Genomic DNA, 20513 nt, shown 5'->3' on the forward strand with positions numbered 1-20513 from the left:
ACGACGTTGCTGCCCCGTCGGCGGACGATGCTCTTGTTTTCTGCAATGTTGCGCAGTCCTTCCTTACAACATCATAGAGCGATAGTTTGCACTTCCAAGTGCAATTTGGGTCAGATTTGCCGATGATGCGCACGCAAGCACTGCAAGTGATGGCGGAACATGGCTGGCTCTCCCGGCAAGGGCGGGAGTTTCAGGCAAGCCTTTTCGACGTTGCCGACTTCCGAAGTGTCCCAAAGGGCGCCGCCGTCTACAGTCTCGGCGATCCACCCGGTGGCCTCTACGGCATCGTCGATGGATTTGTCGACGTCTTCATCGCCCCGGGGCCGTTGCCGACAATCCTTGTTTATGTCGCCGGCCGTGGGTGGTGGGTCGGAGACGCGGCCTTGCTGACGCGCACACCGAGGCGGGTGGGCCTGGCCGCCCGAACAGATGTCAGGGTCATGTATGTTTCCGAGGCATCGCTTTCGAAGCTGGCCGAGAGCGACCCCAAGATCTGGCGCCGGATCTCGGAGATAACAGTCGCTCACGTCGATAATGCGCTGGCGCTATCCGCAACCCTTGCGATGGCAGATCCGCGCCGGCGGTTGCTGGCGACACTCTGGCGTCTGGGCTGTGGCGTCGGCGGGGCGGCGGAAACCTCCGAGCTCCCGCTGACCCAGGCTGAACTCGGCGACATCGCGGGCCTTTCACGCAATGTCGTCGGTCGTCTGCTCGCCGAAGCCGAGAGCGCCGGCATCGCCCGGTCGAGCTATGCGCGCATCCAGATTGATCTGGCCCGGCTGAAGGCAGCTCTGGCGGTATGATGCCGCTGATGAGCCGCCATGCGCTAAATCAGCGCCCGCCCGGACCTTGTTTCGTTGCGTAAGCTGCCCGGCGCGATTGCCTTCGCGATCCTCGGTCAGCTCCGTTTCAAGGGCGCGCAGCTTTCGCCGAGAACGAGGGCAGGTTGGAAGACGACGTTTCGCGGCGGCTTGTCCTTGCCGCGCTGGATGCGATCGACGAGGAGACGCAGCGCCTCGTTCGTCATCTCGATGATCGGGTGTTCGGTGCGTGTCAGCCGCGGCCTGAGGCCGCCAATGCCGGAGATCGTGTCGGTCGAGGCGATCGAGATATCGAGAGGGCAATGGATCGACAGATCGGCCAATGCCCGCATCACGCCGAGCGCCATCACCCCGTTGGCGACATACAAGGCCGTCGGCCGGTCCGGACGATCGAGCATTTCCCGCGCCACGGAATAGGCAACATCCTCGCGAAACTCGCCCGAGCGGACATGGCCCGGCTCGGGCGCGACGCCGCGCTGCGCCATCGCCTGCAGCATGCCGTCCAGGCGACCTCGACCCGTTGTCAGATGGAGCGGACCAGTGATCGAGCCGATCCGCGTGTGGCCGAGATCAAGCAGATAGTTCGTCACCTGGCTCCCTGCGGCAATGTTGTCGATGGTGACGGTATCGGAATGCCGATCATCGACGACGCGTCCGAACAGCACCGTCGGAAAGCCGCGCCCCTCGGCGTCGCGCTGGGCGTAATGGGCCGGTAGGCCTACGGGAACGACCAGCGCGCCATCGCAAGACAGAGCCCGAATGCGGGCGAGCGCCTTCCTCTCGTTTTCTGGCTTCTCGTCGCTGTTGAACACGACCAGCGAATAGCCCCAGGCCGCCACGGCCGCCTCCGCCGCCCACACCATGCGCGCGAAGAACGGATTGGCGAGATCGGCCACGATCAGCGCAATCAGCTCGCTGCGGCCCTTCTTGAGGTTCCGCGCCATCTGGGACGGCTCGTATTTCAGATCATGGATTGCCGCCTGCACGCGGGCCCTGAGCAGAGGGCTGACATAGGCGGAATCGTTGATCACCGCTGACACCGTCGCGGTGGAAACTGCCGCGGCCTTCGCCACATCCTTGATGGTTGTCATTCGACACCGAGCTAATCGTTTCGCTGCATTTTAGCCCACGGAACTGGCTTGTCTAGGCCATTAGTTACGTCTCCCCCTTGCCAGAGCCGATGGTTTGGGTGCACATAGCAAAACGGTTAGTCCGCGTTCGCTACATGTAGGCGCGTGTTGAAGCGGTTTTTTGGGGAGGAATCCAATGACCAGAATGACATTCGGAATCTCGCTGCTGGCGAGCCTTGTCCTGACAACGGGCGTTGCGGCGGCGCAGGAAAAGCCGCTGCTCGGCATCGTTTCGATCGCCGCGACCGAGGCGAACAATGTTCGCTACATCACCGGTGCGAAGGCTGCCGGCGAGGAACTCGGCTGGGAAGTGTCTGTCATCGACGCGGCCGGAAACGCGGATCAGGCCAATTCGGCGATCCAGAATTTTGCCCAGCGCGGCGCTGTCGCCGTCATCGACATGGTGTTTCCGTATTCTTCAATCGGCGCCGGCCTCGAGGCCGCGAAGACCGCAGGCATCCCGGTCGTCACCTGGGGCGGCGGAATCGGCAGTTCGGTTGCTGCGACCAACGGTTCCGGCGCGCCGATCGCGTTGCCGGTCATTGAAAAGATGGTCGCCGATCTCGGTGAGAACGCAAGCCTGCTGGCCCTGACCTACCGCACGGGCGAAGTCTGCCGCAATCGCGAGGCCCTGCTGGACGAAGTCCTTGCCAAGCACCCCGGCATCAAGGTGACGAAGAACGAAGTCCGCATTCCCGGCTATTTCGAGGACGGCGCACAATATGCCAACGCCTGGCTCGCATCGAATCCAGCCGGCGACGGCAATCTCGCCATCTGGGGCTGCTGGGACGATCCGGCCATCGGCGCGATCGGCTCGCTGCGCCAGCAGGACCGGACCGAGGTCAAGGTTTACGGCGTCAACGGCAACGCGCAGGCGATCGAGAACATCAAGAACGGTCATATGACCGCGACGGCCTGGGAAGATAGCCGCAAGGAAGGCTACGACATGGTCAAGCTGCTTCCCGAGATCATCAAGGCCAAGGCCGACTGGCAGCCCAAGGCGGTCGAAGTCCCGGCTGTTCTGATCTCGGCCGACAACGTCGCGGCGTTCATCGCCGAGCATCCCGAAGCCGTCGGCAACTGATCGTCGAGCCGCCTGTCTATGCTTTCATCCGACACATTCGCTTCGGCCACGATGAAGCCTTTCATCGTGGCCGAAAATATCGCCAAGGCTTACGGCGGTGTGCAAGCGCTGACGGGTGTGTCGCTGTCGATTGCGCCCGGCGAGGTGCACGGTCTTGTCGGCGCCAATGGCGCGGGTAAGTCGACGTTGATCAAGGTTCTGGCTGGCCTCGTCCAGCCGGACGCGGGCCGGATCGTGGTCGATGACGTGCCGGTATCGCTGCCGACGCCGCACCACGCCACGAATTTGGGCATGAGCTTCATCCATCAGGAGCTCGCCTTTATTCCCGGCATGAACGTGCTGCAGAACATTCTGCTCGGCGTTCCGAAAAAGACGCGGTTCGGAATGGTCGACTGGCAGGCGGCAGCGCGCGACGTCGCGCCGATTGCCGAGCGCGTTGGCATCAAGGCGCCGCTCTTTGCCAGCGTGAAGGGCCTCTCGACGGCCGAAAACTGGCTGATCAATATCTGCCGGGCTCTGGTCCGAAAGGCCCGGCTGATTGTGATGGACGAGCCGACAGCTTCGCTGTCAGCAGCCGAAGCCGAAAAATTGTTCGCGATCGTCGAGGACCTGTCGGCATCCGGCGTCGCGGTGCTCTATGTGTCGCATCGGCTCGACGAAATCATGCGGCTTTGCAGTCGCGTCAGCATCTTCCGCGACGGCCGATCCGTCGGATGCCTGGAGGGCGCCGCGATCACCCGCCCGGCGCTGATCGAAGCGATCGTCGGCGGCAAGGTCGAACCCTTGGCGGCGGCGGAGCGCCATCCGGTCGTCGGGAAGGACGTCGCCCTGACCGTTAAGGCGCTCACCCGCGCGCCAAAGGTCAACGGCGTGAGCTTTGAACTCCGCCGGGGCGAAGTGCTCGGCATTGGCGGGCTCGTCGGCGCCGGACGGACGGAACTGGCGCGGCTGATCTATGGCGCGGACCGGCCCGATTCCGGCGTCATGACGCTGGATGGCGCCGCCTTCTCGCCACGCAACCCGACCCAGGCCGTCAAGGCGGGGCTCGGCCTTGTACCGGAGGAACGTCGCGCCGAAGGCCTGCTGATCACGAAGAGCGTCGCGTTCAATCTGCAGATCTCGAACCTCGCCAATATCGTCCGCAGCCCGGCCTGGCCGCTGATCCACCGCCGCAAGCGCGAGGCGCTTTCGCTGCAGATCGTCCGCGATCTGGCGGTCAAGACTCCGAGCATCGACACGCCGGTTGGACGCCTCTCGGGCGGCAACCAGCAGAAGGTGGTGATCGGCCGCTGGCTGCTGAGGGCGCCGAAGGTTTTGATCCTCGACGAACCGACGCGCGGCGTCGACATCGGCGCCAGAGGCGAGATCCATCGCCTGGTGCGCGAGCTAGCCGCCAGAGGCATGGCGGTCATCGTCATTTCTTCCGAGCCCGATGAACTTCCTGATCTTTGCGACCGCGTCCTGATCATGGTCGAGGGCCGCGTCATCAGAACGCTCGAAGGCGAAGCCATCACCCGCAACGCGGTTGTCGAGGCGAGCTATTTTGTCGGTGGCCAGCCGACCCAGGAGACCACGATATGAGCATGGTGATGAGCGGCGGCCGGCGACTTTCGCCAGCATCGAGGGCCGCACTCGGCTTCTTCGCCCGCTACGCGACCATTATCGGCCTGCTGCTGATGATCGCCGTCTTTGCCTTCCTGTCGCCGCGGGCGTTTCCAACGCTGAGCAATTTCACCAATGTGCTGAACCAGGCGTCGCTGGCCATGATCATCGCCGGCGGACTGACGCTCGCGGTCATCGTCGGCGAGCTTGATCTGTCGATCGGTTTCGCGGCGAGCCTGCACGGCGTGCTCGTTACCGGCCTCATCGTCGCCAACAAGCTGCCGATCCCATTGGCCATCGTGATCGTGATCGCGCTCGGCGCGCTGATCGGCCTCGTCAACGGCCTCATCGTGACCAAGGCGAAGGTCAATTCGGTGATCGCGACGCTGGGCGTCGGCACGATCCTCACCGGCCTCGCCTTTGCCTATTCGGCCGGCGTGCCGATCGTCGCCGGCGTGCCGGAGGCTTTCCTGCAGCTTTCGCTCGGCCGCTGGCTGTTCGGCATCCCGAACAACATCATCATCATGGCCGTCGTGCTGGGCGCTCTCTGGATCCTGGTCGAGCGCACCGCTCTCGGCCAGGAGATCCAGGCCGTCGGCGGCAATCCGGCGGCAGCCCGTCTCGCCGGCATCAATGTCGACCGGATCAAGATCCTCGGCTTCGTTGTCTCCGGCATGTGTGCGGCGTTGACCGGCATCCTGCTCGCCTCGCGCCTCGGCAGCGGCACGACCAGCGCGGCCGACAGCTATCTGCTGACAGCGTTCGCCGCCGTCTTCCTCGGCTCGGCGACGATGCGCGACGGCGAGTTCCATGTGCTCGGCACGTTTGTCGGCGTGCTGATCATCGCGTTCGGCTTCAACGGCCTGAATATCTTCGGCGCCCCGACCTTTTCACAGTACATATTCCAGGGCGCGATCCTGATCGTCGCCGTCGGCCTGGCCAGCCTTGGCCGCATGATTTCCGAGAGCTGAGGAGAAGACGATGACCGACGTTCAAGCGCTCTGGGAAGTGCATATCCTCGAATTCGCTCGCTCGAAGGACCAGTTGGTCGCCGGCCTGATCCTCGGCGCGCATGATGCTGGCGTCGTCGATCTGCCCTTCTCCTTCGTGCTCGCGCGACGGGACGACCGGGTTGTCCTGATCGATACGGGCTTCATGCGCGAAGGCAGCGGCGCCGCCTTCAGCGAGAAGTTCGGCATCCCCGACTGGATCTCGCCGCTCAGCATGCTCAAGGCGCTGGGGGTGGAGGCGGGCGACGTCACCGACATCGTCCTCAGCCACGCGCATTTCGACCATATGGGCTCGATCGGCAAATTCCCGAATGCCATGATCCATGTGCAGAAGCAGGAGATCCTGAGCTGGGTCGAATTGCTGGCGCTGCCGCCACGGTTCGGAGGCCTGACCGCGATCATCAATCCGGACGACATGCGCCGCGCCTTCGACGCTTCGATCGAGCACCGGCTCGACCTCTTGGATGGCGACCGCGACAATCTTCTCCCCGGCCTGCATGTGCGGACCGGTCCGGGCCACACGATCGGCCAGCAGTTCATCATCCTGGAGACGGCGCGCGGCCGGTTGGTCGTGGCCGGCGACTGCATCTATACGACCGCCAATATCTGCGGTCACAATCACGACGGCGTCTATGTCCCGCTCGCCAACGCCGTCGGCAGCACCTGGGACCAGCTCAAGACGATCGACAGGATCAACACCGAAATCGGCGGCGATCTGAGCCGCCTCATCATCCTGCACGATACGGCACGCTGGGCCGGGCTACCTGTCGTCGAGGAGATCGATGGCTTCAGGATCGTGAAGGCTGCTTGACCAACCCTCCTGACGGCGTGGCAGGACGCGGAAGACGTCACCCCGAGGCCGCCTTTGCCGCGCGGCCGGAAGCGATCTGGGCGCGAAGCTCCGATCCATCCGCAAGGCTCGCCGGCGACAGCATCCAGGACCCGCCGGCCGCCACGACATTGGCCAGCGCGAGATAGGAAGGCAGCGAGGCCGCATCGATCTTGCCGGTCGGCACGAAGCCGATATCGGGAAAGATGTTGGCGTAGTCGGCAAGCACCATGGCCCCGTTGGAGGCCTGTGCCGGATAGAACTTCATCAGGCTATAGCCGTAATGCACGGCGGTCATCACTTCCGATGCCGTCTGGATGCCGGGGATATGCGGCAGGCCTGTCGGCCGCACGAGATCGACCAGCCAGGGCGTGAGTCCCGGGCTCACCAGGAAATCGGCCCGTGCCGCAACGGCCTCAGTGACGGCCTCGGCGGTCATGATCGTGCCGGCGCCGAAGAGGGTCGCGGGATGACGCGCCTTCGCGGCCGCAAGCGCGCCGGCCGCTTCAGACGTGCGAAACACCACCTCGATGGCGGCGATACCGCAGGCAACCAGCCGATCGATCTGCTGCATCGTTGTTTCGACGGCGCGCACCGTCAGGATCGGCAGGATCGGCGCATCAGCGAGCCGGCCGCGCAATTCGGATGGGGTCATGATCGGGTCTCCATCGTGGCGAGGACGGCCTCGACTTCCGCGCGCTCCGGCGTCCCCATGCGGCCACCGAATGTCCGGCATTTCAGCGCCGCGGCGACATTGGCAAAGGCGATCGCATCCGGGATCGTCGCCTTCTCGGCGATGGCAAGCGCAAAGGCGCCATGGAAGACATCGCCTGCCGCGAGCGTGTCGACGGCGATCACCTCAGGCGGAGCCAAGTGTCGGATGGCGCCGGTCGCGCGCTCCAGCCAGAAGCAGCCGTCAGGACCGGCGGTCACGGCGAGGAAGCCGGAAAGGCGCGGCGCCAGGGCCTCCAACGCAGCGCGGGGATCGGTCTCGCCGGAAAGGAGCGTCGCCGCAGGTTCCGAGAAGACGACATGGGTCGCGCGCGCGGCGAGGTCTTCGATAATCTCGGCCGGGCCGACATCGGCATCGAGAATCGCCGGAATTCCTGCCGCGCGCGCGGCATCCAGCACAGCCGCTGCGCCTTCGGGCCAGCGCACATCGGCCAGTGCAGCATCGGCCTCAGTGACTAGGTCAAGCGGCAGCCAGGCGGGGTCCTTGCCGAGGCGCGGATCATAGAACGGAATGACGAGCCGCTCGCCGTCGGCATCGATCAACACGGTGCAGATCGGGGAGCGCACGCCATCGACGCGGCGGATATGGCTGCAGTCGACGCCAGCCTCCCTCAGGTCGGCGATGATCCGGGCGCCCACGCCGTCGTTTCCGACCCGGGAAAAGAGCGTGCTGGCCCCGCCGAGCTTCGCGATCGCCGCCGCGGCGCTCGCGGCCATGCCATGCGCAACCTCGATCGCATCGAGCGGCAGGACCTTGCCGTGTCCGGTCGGCAGGCGGGCCATGCGGAATATGGAATCAAACGTTGCCGCGCCGATGCAGACGACGCGCGGCCGCGCCTCGGTTGGCCCTGTCATGATCTCTCCTTGAAACGATCCGCCCGAACCTCAGCCCTCGAAGGGGACTTCGGGCAGGCCCTTCACGCCGACATCGATCGCGAAGAGACCGCCGGCGAGCGCCGCACCGTTGATTTTCTCCGGCGGTCGCTTGAGCACGGCGGAGGTGCAGTAGAGGACATCGAGGTCGTCGCCGCCGAAACCGACACAGGTCGGCAGGTCGGTCGGCAGCATGATCGTGCGCATCAGTCTGCCGTCTGGATCGTAGCGGCAGATCTTGCTGGTCACGGGGATCGTCGCCCAGTAGCAGCCCTCGACATCAACAGTCGCCCCATCGACGATGCCGCCAGTATCCGCAACATCGGTGAACACACGCCGGTTCTCGACATTGCCCGTCGCGGGATCGAAATCGAACGCCCAGACGATCGTCGTGTGGCTGTCGGAATAATACATCGTGCGGCTGTCGGGGCTCCAGGCGAGGCCATTGGAGCAGCCGACGCCTTCGACCATCTTGTGCACCGAGAGGTCTGCGTCCATCCGGTAGAGCGAGCCGATCATGCGCGCCGGTCCCGCGGCCTCGAACATCGAACCGGACCAGAAACGGCCCTGGCGGTCGGTCTTGCCGTCGTTGAAGCGCGTGTCCGGAATATGCGCTTCCGGATCGACGATCGGATCATAGCGGCCGGTTTCAGGATCGAAGAAGTAGAAGCCGCTCGCCATCGTGACGATGAGGCCGCCGCTGCGGCGCGTCGCCAGGCAGCCGAGATATTCCGGCGCCTCGTAGATGCGATCCTCGCCCGTTTTCGGATCGAAGCGATGGATGTTGGGCGCCCAGATATCGATCCACCAGAGCACCTTCTCCCCCGTGTCCCAGAACGTGCCCTCGCCGAGAATGGCCTTGGCGTCGACCACGCATTCGATGTCGGTCATGGCGTCCCTTTTATGATTGAGCGTTGTCCCGGCGACCGAAGGATCGCGTCATCACGGCGAAGAAATCCGATACGGCGTCGCTTGCGAGCGACACCGTCACCAGGATGACAACGCCATAGACGACGAGCAGCGCGCCATTGGAGAGGTTGAGCGCCGGCAGGAGGCCGGTGAGGATCGTGAGCACCAGAGCGCCGGCAATCGTGCCGATATAGCTGCCGCTGCCGCCGAGGATCGAGGCGCCGCCGATCGCGACCGCCGCGATGGAGGTGAAGAGATAGGGATCGCCCATCCCGAGATAGGCCTGCGCGGTATAGCCCGTGAGAAGGATGCCGGCCGCCGCGGCGGTGAAGCCGGACAGCGTGTAGGCGAGAACCGTGATGCGCAGCGTCGGGACGCCGGAGAATTCGGCAACGGTTGCGCTGGTGCCCTGCGCATAGAGATAGCGGCCGAAGGCGGTTCGAGAGAGCAGCAGCGTCGCGGCGACGGCGAGCGCCGCCCAGATCAGCACCACGACGGGGAGGGGCCCAATCCGCCCGACCGCGAGGAACTGGATCAACGGCGGTGCCGAGGCGGTGGGCGCGCCGCCCGTATAGATCAGGATGCCGCCCTGCAGGATGACGTTGACGGCGAGCGTCATGATGATCGGCGGCACGCCGAACAGCGCGATGCCGAACCCGTTCAGCGCGCCGACCAGCGCGCCGCCGGCAAGCGCGATCGGAATCGCATAGATGAGCGGCCCATCGGCGCCATTTGCCATCAGCGTCACCAGCACCGCGGCGCAGTTCAGCACCCAGGGCACCGAAAGGTCGATGCCGCCGCCGATGATGACGAAGGTCTGGCCGAGCGCGACGATGCCGATGAAGGCGGAGAGCACCGCCATCGTCCTGAGATGGCTGCCGGAGAGGAAGCCCTGCGACACGAAGGAGGTGAGCAGAAGCAGGACGATCATGCCGAGATAGGCGAGCAAGACGGCCCGGTGGCGGGCGAGGAGGGCGTTCATGACAGGCTCCTCCGCGCGGATTTCTCGGCAAGCGAACTGGCCAGCACTGCGATGAGCAGGATCACGCCTGAGACGACAGGCTGCCAGTAGCTCGAGACCGAGAGAACGAAGACGAGATTGCCGATGATCGTCAGGATGAAGGCGCCGACGATGGTTCCGATCATGCCGCCACGACCGCCGAACAGGCTGATGCCGCCGATCACCGCCGCCGCTACCGAGGGCAGGATGTAGTCCTTGCCGATGGTGGGCGAGCCAGTTCCGGTCTGGGTCGTCAGATAAAGCGCCGCCAGCGCCGCGAAGAGGCCCGAAAGCCCGTAGGTCAGGAGGTTGATGCGAAGGATCGAGACGCCCGACAATTCGGCCGAGCGTTGATTGGAGCCGGTGGCGCGGATCTCGATGCCGAGGCGCGTGCCGCGGAACCACACCCAGAAGAGGATCAGGAGCACGAGCAGCCCCACCGAGGACGAGACGCCCAGCAACGAGGCGTTACCGAACGCCATCCAGAAGTCCGGCAACTGGCCGCCATCGGTCGGCAGGATCATCAGCGCGGTGCCGGACAGGATCGACCAGGTGGCGAGCGTGACGAGAAAAGGCTGCAGCCGCAGCACGGAGATCAGAAGACCGTTGCAGACGCCGATCGCGAACCCGAGCAGCGCGATCATCAATGCGGCGAACGCGACCTGCAGCGGGCTGCCGCCGAACTGGGTGGCAGCGAGGACGGTTCCAAGGCTGATCATGCCGCCGATCGACAGGTCGATGCCGCCGCGCAGCAGCACGATCGTCTGTCCTGTTGCGGCGAGCAGCAGCGTCATTGCGGCCGCCGTGTCGAGGTTGAGTTCCTCGAAGGTGAAGACGCCTTCGCGCAGCGTGCCATAGATGGCGACGAGCACCGCCAGCATTCCGCAGGCAATGAGGAACGGCGCGCGGTCGATCAGCCAGGTCGAACGGTCGCGCGCGGCGTCGCCGTCGCGCTTGGCCACGGACTTGGCCGGGGAGGGAAGCGTCATCGTCATGCCGCGCGCGCCTCGACCATCGCTTCGCGGAGAATGCGGTGCTCGGAAATGTCATCGCCCGAAAGGATCGCGGCGAGCTTGCCGTTACGCAGCACGGCGACCCGGTCCGCGACATTCACGATTTCCGGCAGGTCACTGGAATAGAACAGGATCGCATACCCCTTCGCCGCCAGGTCCCGCATCAGGCGGAAGATCTCGCCTTTGGTTCCGACGTCGATGCCGCGCGTCGGATCGTAAAGCAGAAGGATTCGCGATTGGGTGAGAAGCATCTTGCCGAAGATGACCTTCTGCTGGTTGCCGCCGGAAAGCGTTCCGGCCAGTTGGTCTGGCGTTCCCGCCTTGATCTGCAGCGTGCGCAGCTGTTCATCGACCAGCGCGCGCTCGCGGCTGCGGCTGAGGAAGCCGAACCGGGTGAATCGCGGCACGACCGACAAGGTTAGGTTCTCGCGAACGCTCTTCGAAAGGAGCAGCCCATGGCTGCGCCGGTCCTCCGGGACCAGCGCGATGCCGTCGCGACCGACAAGAGCATCGCGCGGGCTGCGGATCGCGACGGGCTTGCCCCAGACCTCGATCGCGCCGCGCGACCGGCTGACCCCGAAAAGCGCCTGGAAGAGTTCGCGCTGCCCGTGTCCCTGCAGGCCTGCGACGCCCATGACCTCGCCTTCCTTGAGGTCCAGGTCGATATCGGCGAGGCGGTCTCCGACCGACAGCCCGCGCAGCTTGAGGGCGGTGCGGTCGGTCGCGGTCGCGATGCGCGGCGGATAGAGGCGGTCCATGCGCCGGCCCAGCATGTCGGCGATGATCGTTTCGTCGTCAACGGCTGCGGTGTCGTGGGTCGCGACCGTGGCGCCGTTGCGGAAGATGGTGACGCGCTGCGCGATCTGCCGGATCTCGGCAAGGCGATGCGAGATATAGATGACGAGCTTGCCTTCGGCTGCGAGGTCTTGCGAAAGCTGCAGCAGCCATTCGGTCTCCCGGGGCGGCAGCGCGGAGGTCGCCTCATCGAGGATGATCACCGATGGATCGCGCGAGAGGGCCTTGGCGATCTCGACGATCTGTCGCTCGGCCAGCGTCAGCCGCCGCACCTCGCGCGTCGGAGCCGGGGCGGGAATCCGGTAGCGGTCAAACAGAGCAAGGGTGGCCTCGCGTTCCCGGCGCTTGCGGACCGTGCCGATCGGCGAGAGCGGCTCGCGGCGGAACCAGATGTTCTCGGCGACGGTGAGGTCCGGGACGAGCGACAGTTCCTGGAAGACGGCCGCTATGCCGGCGGCCTCGGCGGCGCGGGCATTGGCTGGTTGATAGGCCCGGCCTGCAAGATGGAGCGTGCCGCCATTTGGCCTGATGATGCCGGCGAGAATCTGGATGAACGTGCTTTTGCCGGCGCCGTTCTCGCCGAGAAGCGCATGCACCTCGCCGGCATCGGCGCGAAAGTCGGCTCGCGACAGCGCGACGATGCCGCCATAGCGCTTGCTGATCCCGACAGCCTCGATCAGTTCCATCGATCCAACGCCCGTCTACCGCAGGAATGACAGGCCCGCGGCGTCGCCGCCGCGGGCAGGGTCCGACGCGGTCGGATCAGGAGCCGGAGGCTTCGGCAGCCGTGATCGTCACCCAGTCGGGCGTGATCGGCAGCGTCAATCCGGGCGGGGCATCGGGGAAGGCGTTCTTGCCGATCTCGATGACCTGCGTCACCGCGTCGGGATAGAGCTCCGACTTGAACGGGGCGGTCGCCAGGAAGTCGCCATTCACCAGCACGTGGCGTTCGGCCGGCTTCTTGCCGGTGTCGAGGATGTCCACGGCGAGCTTGATCGCCTCCGACGACAGATAGGCCGGGTTGGAGCCGAGGATGCACTTGGCGCCTTCAGTCTTGGCGCAGGCCAGCGCAGAGGAGTTGTAGGTGAAGCCGACGACCGGGACGATCGTCCGACCCGCATCCTGCAACGCCTTGATGGCGCCCGAGCCGTAGCCCTGCGTCAGGATCCCGTCGACTTGCGGATGGGCGGCGAGCAGGCTCGCGACGCCGGCCTGTTCCGGCCCGAGCGCGTATTCGCCGTTGTAGCTGCCGACGACTTCGATGCCGGGATATTTCTTCAGGACGTCGAGATAGCCCTTCTCGAGCGCGGCCGAGATCGGCGCGCCGGCCAGGCCGCGGTCGACGAAGACCTTGCCCTTGCCGCCAAGCTGCTGTGCCATCCATTCAGCCATCACGGCAGGGATGCGCTTCCAGTCGGATTCGAGCGCATAGGCGCAGGGTTCGGTCACGACCTGGTCGAAGCTGATCACGACGATGCCCGCATCGCAGGCCTTCTTGATCGTCGGGTTCAACGCGGTATCCGAGCCGGCGTCGATAAGGATCGCGTCCGGCTTGGAGCGGATGATGTTGTTCAGCGAGTTGATCTGCGCCTGGACCGTGTTCTCGACATTTTCAATCTTGAGGTCCACGCGGCCTTCGAGCGGCCCTTTGCTGACGGAGACGTTGGCGACGCGCTCCATCTGCTGGCGCCAGTCATTGCCGACGAAGTTGTTCGACAGATAGATCTTGTACTTCTTGGCCTCGGCCTCGGCATGGCCGGCGATACCGGCCATCAGGCCGATCGCGGTCGCAGCGAGCGCGACTGTATGCGCAATTTGTCTCAAGGTCGTCCCTCCCAGAATTGGACACGTTTCCTCGGATGCATGGTCCGGCGGTATGTTCCACCGTTGTGGTAACGTTATCATAGTGACTGTCTGGCTGCGCACTGGCAAGCCGTCGGTCATATTCATATGCTATTATAATCGTATATGCCTGTCCAGCGAGGCCGGCGGCTCCCGCGGTGGTCTGAAGCCTTCAGACGATGTCGTTCGGAGCATCGAAAATCAGGCTGAAATAGTCGGCCCGGTTCTTGTTGATCGTCAGTTCGACCGGCTCGCCATCCGCCGAGCGATAGACCATTTCCGTGACGAGGATCGGATCGCCGGCCTTGCAGTCGAGGCTGCGGGCGAGGGGGGCATCGGCGAGTTCGGCACGAACGCTGACGCGGGCGCCGGAGAGCTTGATGCCGAGATGACGCTGCACCGAGCGAAACACCACCACATCGTCGAAATCGGAGCGGCGAAGGCGACTGCCGATGGCTACCGGAAAGTAGAATGTGCACTGGCAGGCAGGCTGGTCGCCGACGAAGAGTACGGCGCGGAGGCAATAGAGGCTTTCGTCCTCCGGAAGGCCGAAGACGGCACTCGCCTGCACCGACTTCTCCTTCCTGTAGCTACGGATCTCGATCCGGCGGTCCTTGGTCGATTCGGCGATGGCCGCGAGGCTGGAAAAGCCGAAGCTCGCCTTCGAGCGCGGCGTCTGCGCAATCACGACCGCGGGCTTTGCCGCGCGCTTCTTGATATAGCCCTCATTCTCAAGCTCGCGCAGCGCCTGGCGCACGGTGATGAGGCTGATGCCGAAGCGCTCGGCGATGTCTGCCTCGCGGGGCAGGGCACTTCCGGCAACGAGCTGGCCGCCGCGAATGGGTTCGCGCAGCAGGTCGGTCACCTGCCGGTAGAGTGGGCCGTCGTCGCGCGAGAGGATACGGGCCGGCAGCAGGGTCAACGCCGTACCGTCCATATCCGCCAGGTCGCTGCTCGCCGCCGTTTCGCGTTCCATTCCTTCAGCCTCTTTCCGGGCGATGTCTTCACCTCGATCGCAGCGCTCCACAGCGCAGATACTGCGAATTATTCCAACCGAATCCGATTGGCGACAATAGCCTGCATCGCGCCGGTGCGCTCACGCAGATTGCCATGGTTCGCAGAGAGATTATACTATCACAATAATAAGAGACCGCCTGGCGGCGGTCCGGGAGGATTCATGCAGACCGATCTTTCGGACAAAGTCGCGTTCGTCACCGGCGCGGCCAACGGCATCGGCAGCGCTATCGCTCGTCGGCTGGCCGATAACGGTGCCGCGCTGGTGATCGCCGATATCGACATCGCCAATGCCGAGCGCATCGCGGCCACCTTGCCCCGCGCCATCGCCTGCCATGTCGATATCCGCGACGAGGCCGCCATTGACAGGGCGGTCGACCGCGCGGTGGAGCGGTTCGGGCAGATCGACATCCTCGTCAACAATGCCGGCGTGAACACATTCGCGCACCGTGTTGATATCGACGCCTTTCCGACTGAGGAATGGCACCGGATCATCTCGGTTGACCTCGACGGCCTCTTTCTCGTTTCGCGCAGCGCGCTCAGGCCGATGCTGGCGCGCGGCGAGGGCGGAGCGATCGTCAACATCGCATCGGTCGTCGGTCTCGCCGCGATGCGGCTGCAGAGTCCATTCGTCGCCGCCAAGGCCGGGATTATTCACCTGACCCGCTCGATGGCGCTGGAACTCGGCGCCAAGGGCATCAGGACGAATGCGGTCGCGCCCGGGTCGATCATGACCGACGGGACGAAGAAGCTCTTCTACGGCGAAAACGGCCAATTCCACGCCCGCACTCAGGCGTTCATGGATCATATTCCGCTCGGGCGGCCGGGAACGCTTGATGAAATCGCCGAGGCGGTGCTGTTCCTGGCGGCGCCGGAAAGCCGCTACGTCAACGGCCACATCATGACCGTCGATGGCGGCTGGACGGCTGGCTACATGATGTGAGCGGAGACGGGCGATGTGAAGATCGCCCGTCCAGCACAGTTTCTAGACGAGGAGCCGGAGCGGCACCGCGAGACAATCGCGAAGCGCGGCGAGGAACTGTGCCGCCGCGGCATCCGTGATCTCTGCCTCGTCGAACACGATCAGCGCCTCGGCTATATCCGCTTCCGCAACGGCGAGCGTCAGGCGGATCGGCACGTTTGGATCGAGCGCTGCGGTCACGGGCCGGAGCCCATCCTGGCGAATGCGCGACACGATGATGGAGGCGCCCCGCGCCGCATCCGTCTCGGTGCCGGATCGGAGCGCGGCGATGCGTGAGGGCGCCAGCCCGTCGGCGCGTGGGATGATCGCTTGGACGGCTGCCGCCTTGTCCCGCCAGTCGATCGTTTCGACCGGCAGGTCGGCAACCCGCAGCGCGCGGCCGATCGCTTTCAGCACGAGATCGTCGATCGTCACATCCGGCGCCACATCGACGATCGTCGGCAGGAGCGCGCGCAGCAGCGAGAGGTCAAGGCCGGTCGCAAAGCCGGAGATCGACCGCTGGGGCGCGGCTTCCTTCATCGGCGCAGGTGACACCTGAGCCAGTTCGGCCTGTGAAACGACGGGAGGTGCCGCGGCTGGCGGCTCGGCCGGCGCGGCAACGGCAGCCGGAAGCACCATCGCCGCGAGGTCGGCGGCGACGATCCGGCCGTTCGGGCCGGAGCCGCGGCGGCCGGCAAGGGAGATGCCGCGCTCACGTGCGAGCCGGCGTGCATAGGGGGAGGCGGCGATCCGCTCAAAGGCTTGTGCTGACATCGGCGCCGCTCACTTTCCGCCGATCACGGAGCCGATGCGGCCGCCCATCGGCACAACCGCGCCGACATCCTGCTCGATCGGACCAAGCGTGCCGGCGACCGGCGCCTCGATCTCGACGACGGCCTTGTCCGTCTCGATCTCCGCGACCAGATCGCCGGCCTGGACCGGATCACCCGCCGCCTTGAGCCAGCGGACGATCGTGCCCTCGCTGATCGTGAGATCGCCGAACGGCATGGTGATCGCCTCACCTTCGCCGATCACAGCCTGCACCACCGCTTTCGGCGCCTCCGGCGCAGCCTTGACGGGATCGGCCACGGCCGGAGCACTGGCGTTCGCTGCTGCGGGCTGTCCGCCGATCGAATACCAGCGGCGCGGCAGGAGCGGACGACCCGCGATGACGCCCTCGGCCGCTGCGACGATGCGCTCGGCATCGACGATCATCGCCCGTTCGAGCGTGGGTGCGAGCGGATGCGACATCGCCTCGGTGTGGACGCGGCCGACCGGAGCATCGAGATCGTCGAAGGCGAGTTCGTTGATCGCCTGCGCGATCTCGCCGCCGACGCCGAACGGGCCGTAGCCCTCGTCCGCGACCAGAAGGCGATGCGTGCGTGCCACCGAAGCGGCGATGGTGTCGACGTCGAGCGGCATGATCGTCCTGAGGTCGATGACCTCGGCCTCGATGCCGCGCGCGGCGAGCTTCTCGGCCGCCTCGAGCGCGCGATGCACGATCTGCCCGGCCGCGGCGATCGTGATGTCGCGGCCGGGGCGGGCGATCCTCGCAACGCCGAACGGCACCAGATGCTCGCCGGTCGGCACTTCGCCCTTCGAGGCGAACAGCGCCTTCGGCTCGAGCATGATGACCGGATCGCCGGCCCTGAGCGCCGTCTTCATCAGGCCCTTGGCGTCGGCGGGCGTTGCCGGCATGCAGACGATGAGCCCCGGAATATGGGCCCAAACAGGATGATAGGTGCCGCTGTGATGCGGGCCGGCGCTGCGCACCGTGCCGGCACCCACGCGGACCACGAAGGGCGCGTTCATCTGGCCGTTTGACATGTAGCGCAGCTTCGAGCCCTGCAGCACGATCTGGCCGGCCGCCTCGAACATGAAATCGGCGAACATCAGGTCGGCAATGGCGCGCGCGCCGGTCGCCGCGGCCCCGATCGCTGCGCCGGTGAAGCCTTGTTCCGAGATCGGGGTATCGATCATCCGCTCCGGCCCGAACTCGGTCCAGAGGCCCTTGGTATGCGCGAAGGTTCCGCCGCGCTCGCCCGTACCCTCGCCGAAATAGATGAGGTTCGGATCACGCCGCATCTCTTCGGCGATCCCGTCGCGAACCGCATCGAGCCAGCTCTGCGTCCGGGTCGCGGCGGGCGCCGCCTGCACCAGCGCATCGGCGGGATTGATCGGGTCGGCATAGATGTGGAGGCCGACCGTCGCCGGATCGGGCTCGGGCGAATTGCGCGCGAATTCGAGCGCGTGCTGCACGATGGCATCGATCCGCGCATCGATCGCGTCGAGCTCGTCGTCGGCCACAAGGGCAAAGTCCTCGAGGAGGCGCCGGCGGTAGAGCTTGATCGGATCGCGCGCCAGCCATTCATCGACTTCGGCCTGCGTGCGATAGGTGCCGGTGACGTGGTCGCCTTCGTGATGTCCGACGGTGCGATAGGTCTTGGCCTCGAAGAGGGTCGGACCCTTGCCCGAGCGGGCCCGCGCGACGGCTGCGCCCGCCGCTTCATAGACCGCGATGACATCGTTGCCATCGACCGCGACGCCCGGAATGCCGTAGGCGGCAGCTTTCGAGGCGATCTCGGGGTTCAGTGTCGCCGTGGCGAGCGGCGTCGCCGTCGCATAGAGATTGTTCTCGCAGACAAGCAACGCCGGAGCGCGCATGATCCCGGCAAAATTCAGCGACTCGTGGAAACCGCCATGGTTCGTCGCGCCGTCCCCGAAAAACGCGACGCCGATATCATCAGTGCCGCGCGTGCGCGCGCTAATGCCGGCGCCGACTGCATGGCTGATGCCGGCGGCGACGATGCCGTTGGTGCCGAACAGGCCGATCGAGCGGTCATAGAGATGCATCGTACCGCCGCGCCCCCCACAGCAGCCATCGACGCGGCCATAGAGTTCCGCCATCAAAATGTCGGGGGACATGCCCTTGGCCAGCGCATGACCGTGGCCGCGATGCGTCGAGGTCACCCAGTCGGACCGGCGCAGATGCGCGCAGATGCCGACCGCGGTGGCCTCCTGCCCGATATAGAGGTGGAAGAAACCGGGCGTTTCGCCCTTTCGGCAGGCCATTTGCGCGACGGTTTCGAACTTCCGCAGCAGGACCATGCTCTCATAGAGCTCGATCATCGCGTCGGCAGTCAGCCCGGCGGGAAGGTTGTGCGTTTTCTGCTCGGAGCCCGCTCTGCGGGACCCTGCGGAAGGACGGGAAACCTGGACGCTCATGCCTTCTCCCTCTGTGCCGTCCGTGCCAACCTGCTGAAGCAAGACGACCAAACGAGCATCTATGATTATAATAGCATGATGTTATGTTGGTCTCCGGGAAGATGCAAAAGAAAATCACGTCCGGGAGGAATGCATGAGAGTGGAGCTCGACGGGCGCTTGGCGCTGGTCGTGGGCCGGGACGGGCCTGTCGTCGACCAGGTTGTGGCGGCTCTGGCTGAGAATGGCGCCGCAGTCTCGCGCCGTCAGCCGGTCGAAGCCTCGACCCAAAACGCAACGACACCTCCGGATCTCGCGGTGATCGCACATGACCTGTCGCCTGATGGCACGGCTGAGGACATCGAGTGGCTGATTGACGCTGCCGAGACCATCGGCGAGGCCATGGCAGAGCGGGGCGGACGGCTCATCGTGCTGACGACCTCGTTCGGGCTTCTGCCGTCACGCCGGCATGCCGCGCAGTCGGTCGCTACGGCCCGGACGGTCGCGGCGATGCGGACGCTGGCGATGCGGCTCGGCCCGACGGTTCTCGTCAATGCAGTCGGCGCCGGTGCGATCTCGGATGGAAGTGGCAGCTTTGTCGCCGGCGGGCAGGCGCTGCTCAGCCATGTGCCGACCGGCAGCGCGGGCACGATCGCCGATCTTGTAAATGCCGTGCTTTTCCTCGCAGATCCGATGAACACTTATCTGACCGGTCAGGTGCTGGCGGTCGATGGCGGTTGGGGAGCGGGCTATGGCCGCAACTTCTGAGAGCTTGAGGCGCGTGCAACTCAGCGCAGGCGATCTCGTGCTGACGCTCGTGCCGGAACTCGGCGGCAGCATCGCGGCCTTCACAAAGGGAGGCGTCGATATCATGCGGCCCCTCTCCGCGAAGGCCGAGGAGGAGCGGAATGTCCTCGGCGTCGCCAGCTTCCCGATGATCCCCTATGCGAACCGCATCGACGGCAACGGCTTCACCTTTGAGGGCGTCACCTACGCGCTTTTACCGAACAACCCGCCCGAACGCTTCAACGTGCATGGCAATGCCTGGCTTAGCGCCTGGGTCGTCGCGGCGGCAGACACGAGATCCGCCACCCTGACGCTCGACCGGCGGATCGCCGGCGAGCCTTATCTCTACCGGGCGACGCAGCGTTTCGATCTGACGCCGGAGGGGCTGACGCTCGATACCGTCGTGGAGAATGTCGGTCCACGGCCGATGCCGTTTGGCTTCGGCCATCATCCCTGGTTCGAGCGCGACGCTGACGCCACGCTGCGCTTTACAGCCTCGCATGTGTGGGAATCCGGACCCGATGGCACCTCCGGCGCGCGGATTGCGGTGCCGCCGGAACTCGACTTCAGCGCTGGGCCCGTGCTGCCGCCAGCGCTTCGGAACAACTGCTATTCAGGCTGGAATGGGGTCGCCGAGATCGCCTTTCCGGCCCGCGGGCTGACGCTTCGGATGGAAGCGGACCCCATCCTCGGCAAGATCATGACCTATGCCGATCCGCAGAAGCCGTTCTTCTGCGCCGAGCCGCAGAGCAATGTCCCCTGTGCCGCCAACAAGCTGGAGCATGGCGAGGAGGATCTCGGCATCGTCGTGCTGGCGCCGGGCGAGTCCATGAGCGGCTCTGTTCGCTTCATCGTCACGGATGGCTGACCCATGGCGAAGTCTGGCGCCTCCCGAAAAGCCGAGATCTGA

General features: G+C 65.3%; 19 protein-coding genes. 8 read left to right on the top strand and 11 right to left on the bottom strand.

Annotated elements, in window-relative coordinates; all coding sequences use genetic code 11:
* Nucleotides 1–149: 149 nt before the first annotated feature.
* Entirely contained in the window at nucleotides 150–803 is a 654-nt protein-coding gene (locus LB518_RS19035) for a Crp/Fnr family transcriptional regulator (RefSeq protein ID WP_224579458.1), read from the top strand.
* A gap of 95 nt (nucleotides 804–898) precedes the next feature.
* Here the strand turns inward: LB518_RS19035 and LB518_RS19040 are convergent, their stop codons facing one another.
* Nucleotides 899–1912, bottom strand: a complete 1014-nt coding sequence (locus LB518_RS19040) for a LacI family DNA-binding transcriptional regulator (RefSeq protein WP_224579388.1) — start codon at nucleotides 1910–1912, stop codon at nucleotides 899–901.
* Between the two features lie 175 nt (nucleotides 1913–2087).
* On the opposite strand from LB518_RS19040, the gene LB518_RS19045 reads away from it, so the two are divergent.
* The 4 genes from LB518_RS19045 to LB518_RS19060 are packed head-to-tail and all read left to right on the top strand — an operon-like array spanning nucleotide 2088 to nucleotide 6458.
* Complete coding sequence (locus tag LB518_RS19045) at nucleotides 2088–3035, top strand: sugar ABC transporter substrate-binding protein (protein WP_224579389.1); 948 nt, start codon at nucleotides 2088–2090, stop codon at nucleotides 3033–3035.
* A gap of 18 nt (nucleotides 3036–3053) precedes the next feature.
* Nucleotides 3054–4616 (top strand): sugar ABC transporter ATP-binding protein, encoded by a 1563-nt coding sequence (locus LB518_RS19050; protein ID WP_224579390.1) that lies wholly within the window; start codon nucleotides 3054–3056, stop codon nucleotides 4614–4616.
* Nucleotides 4613–5608: an ABC transporter permease gene (locus LB518_RS19055; protein WP_224579391.1), complete on the top strand. Its 996-nt coding sequence runs from the start codon at nucleotides 4613–4615 to the stop codon at nucleotides 5606–5608. The genes LB518_RS19050 and LB518_RS19055 overlap by 4 nt, the downstream gene beginning before the upstream one ends.
* A gap of 10 nt (nucleotides 5609–5618) precedes the next feature.
* Complete coding sequence (locus tag LB518_RS19060; protein ID WP_224579392.1) at nucleotides 5619–6458, top strand: N-acyl homoserine lactonase family protein; 840 nt, start codon at nucleotides 5619–5621, stop codon at nucleotides 6456–6458.
* Nucleotides 6459–6495: 37 nt separating this feature from the next.
* Here LB518_RS19060 and eda read toward each other — a convergent pair whose 3' ends face one another.
* The 8 genes from eda to LB518_RS19100 all read right to left on the bottom strand — a co-directional run bounded on the left by eda (nucleotide 6496) and on the right by LB518_RS19100 (nucleotide 14616).
* Entirely contained in the window at nucleotides 6496–7131 is a 636-nt protein-coding gene (gene eda / locus LB518_RS19065) for a bifunctional 4-hydroxy-2-oxoglutarate aldolase/2-dehydro-3-deoxy-phosphogluconate aldolase (protein WP_224579393.1), read from the bottom strand.
* Nucleotides 7128–8063, bottom strand: a complete 936-nt coding sequence (locus LB518_RS19070; protein ID WP_224579394.1) for a PfkB family carbohydrate kinase — start codon at nucleotides 8061–8063, stop codon at nucleotides 7128–7130. The genes eda and LB518_RS19070 overlap by 4 nt, the downstream gene beginning before the upstream one ends.
* Before the next feature lie 30 nt (nucleotides 8064–8093).
* Nucleotides 8094–8972, bottom strand: a complete 879-nt coding sequence (locus tag LB518_RS19075; protein ID WP_224579395.1) for an SMP-30/gluconolactonase/LRE family protein — start codon at nucleotides 8970–8972, stop codon at nucleotides 8094–8096.
* Between the two features lie 10 nt (nucleotides 8973–8982).
* Nucleotides 8983–9972 carry an ABC transporter permease gene (locus LB518_RS19080; RefSeq protein ID WP_224579396.1) on the bottom strand — a complete coding sequence of 330 codons (990 nt, stop codon included), beginning with the start codon at nucleotides 9970–9972 and terminating at the stop codon, nucleotides 8983–8985.
* On the bottom strand, nucleotides 9969–10985 hold the full coding sequence (locus LB518_RS19085; protein ID WP_224579397.1) for an ABC transporter permease: 1017 nt from the start codon (nucleotides 10983–10985) through the stop codon (nucleotides 9969–9971). The genes LB518_RS19080 and LB518_RS19085 overlap by 4 nt, the downstream gene beginning before the upstream one ends.
* Nucleotides 10982–12484: a sugar ABC transporter ATP-binding protein gene (locus LB518_RS19090; RefSeq protein ID WP_224579398.1), complete on the bottom strand. Its 1503-nt coding sequence runs from the start codon at nucleotides 12482–12484 to the stop codon at nucleotides 10982–10984. Before LB518_RS19090 ends, LB518_RS19085 begins: the two co-directional genes overlap by 4 nt.
* A gap of 76 nt (nucleotides 12485–12560) precedes the next feature.
* The gene (locus LB518_RS19095) at nucleotides 12561–13622 is read right to left on the bottom strand and encodes a substrate-binding domain-containing protein (RefSeq protein WP_224579399.1); all 1062 of its coding nucleotides are present in this window, start codon (nucleotides 13620–13622) and stop codon (nucleotides 12561–12563) included.
* Nucleotides 13623–13812: 190 nt separating this feature from the next.
* On the bottom strand, nucleotides 13813–14616 hold the full coding sequence (locus LB518_RS19100; protein ID WP_224579400.1) for a GntR family transcriptional regulator: 804 nt from the start codon (nucleotides 14614–14616) through the stop codon (nucleotides 13813–13815).
* Nucleotides 14617–14817: 201 nt separating this feature from the next.
* Between LB518_RS19100 and LB518_RS19105 the strand changes: the two genes are divergently transcribed.
* Nucleotides 14818–15597 (top strand): SDR family NAD(P)-dependent oxidoreductase, encoded by a 780-nt coding sequence (locus LB518_RS19105; RefSeq protein ID WP_224579401.1) that lies wholly within the window; start codon nucleotides 14818–14820, stop codon nucleotides 15595–15597.
* Nucleotides 15598–15639: 42 nt separating this feature from the next.
* On the opposite strand, the gene LB518_RS19110 is transcribed toward LB518_RS19105, so the two are convergent.
* Both LB518_RS19110 and LB518_RS19115 read right to left on the bottom strand, forming a co-directional pair.
* A complete protein-coding gene (locus LB518_RS19110; protein WP_224579402.1) occupies nucleotides 15640–16389 on the bottom strand; it encodes an E3 binding domain-containing protein in 750 nt (249 codons plus the stop codon).
* Nucleotides 16390–16398: 9 nt separating this feature from the next.
* A complete protein-coding gene (locus LB518_RS19115; RefSeq protein WP_224579403.1) occupies nucleotides 16399–18840 on the bottom strand; it encodes a thiamine pyrophosphate-dependent enzyme in 2442 nt (813 codons plus the stop codon).
* Between the two features lie 133 nt (nucleotides 18841–18973).
* On the opposite strand from LB518_RS19115, the gene LB518_RS19120 reads away from it, so the two are divergent.
* On the top strand, nucleotides 18974–19585 hold the full coding sequence (locus tag LB518_RS19120; RefSeq protein ID WP_224579404.1) for an SDR family oxidoreductase: 612 nt from the start codon (nucleotides 18974–18976) through the stop codon (nucleotides 19583–19585).
* Nucleotides 19569–20471 (top strand): aldose 1-epimerase, encoded by a 903-nt coding sequence (locus LB518_RS19125; protein ID WP_224579405.1) that lies wholly within the window; start codon nucleotides 19569–19571, stop codon nucleotides 20469–20471. The genes LB518_RS19120 and LB518_RS19125 overlap by 17 nt, the downstream gene beginning before the upstream one ends.
* Nucleotides 20472–20513: the final 42 nt, after the last annotated feature.

The organism is Mesorhizobium sp. BR1-1-16, from assembly GCF_020165495.1.
Classification (GTDB): domain Bacteria; phylum Pseudomonadota; class Alphaproteobacteria; order Rhizobiales; family Kaistiaceae; genus Kaistia.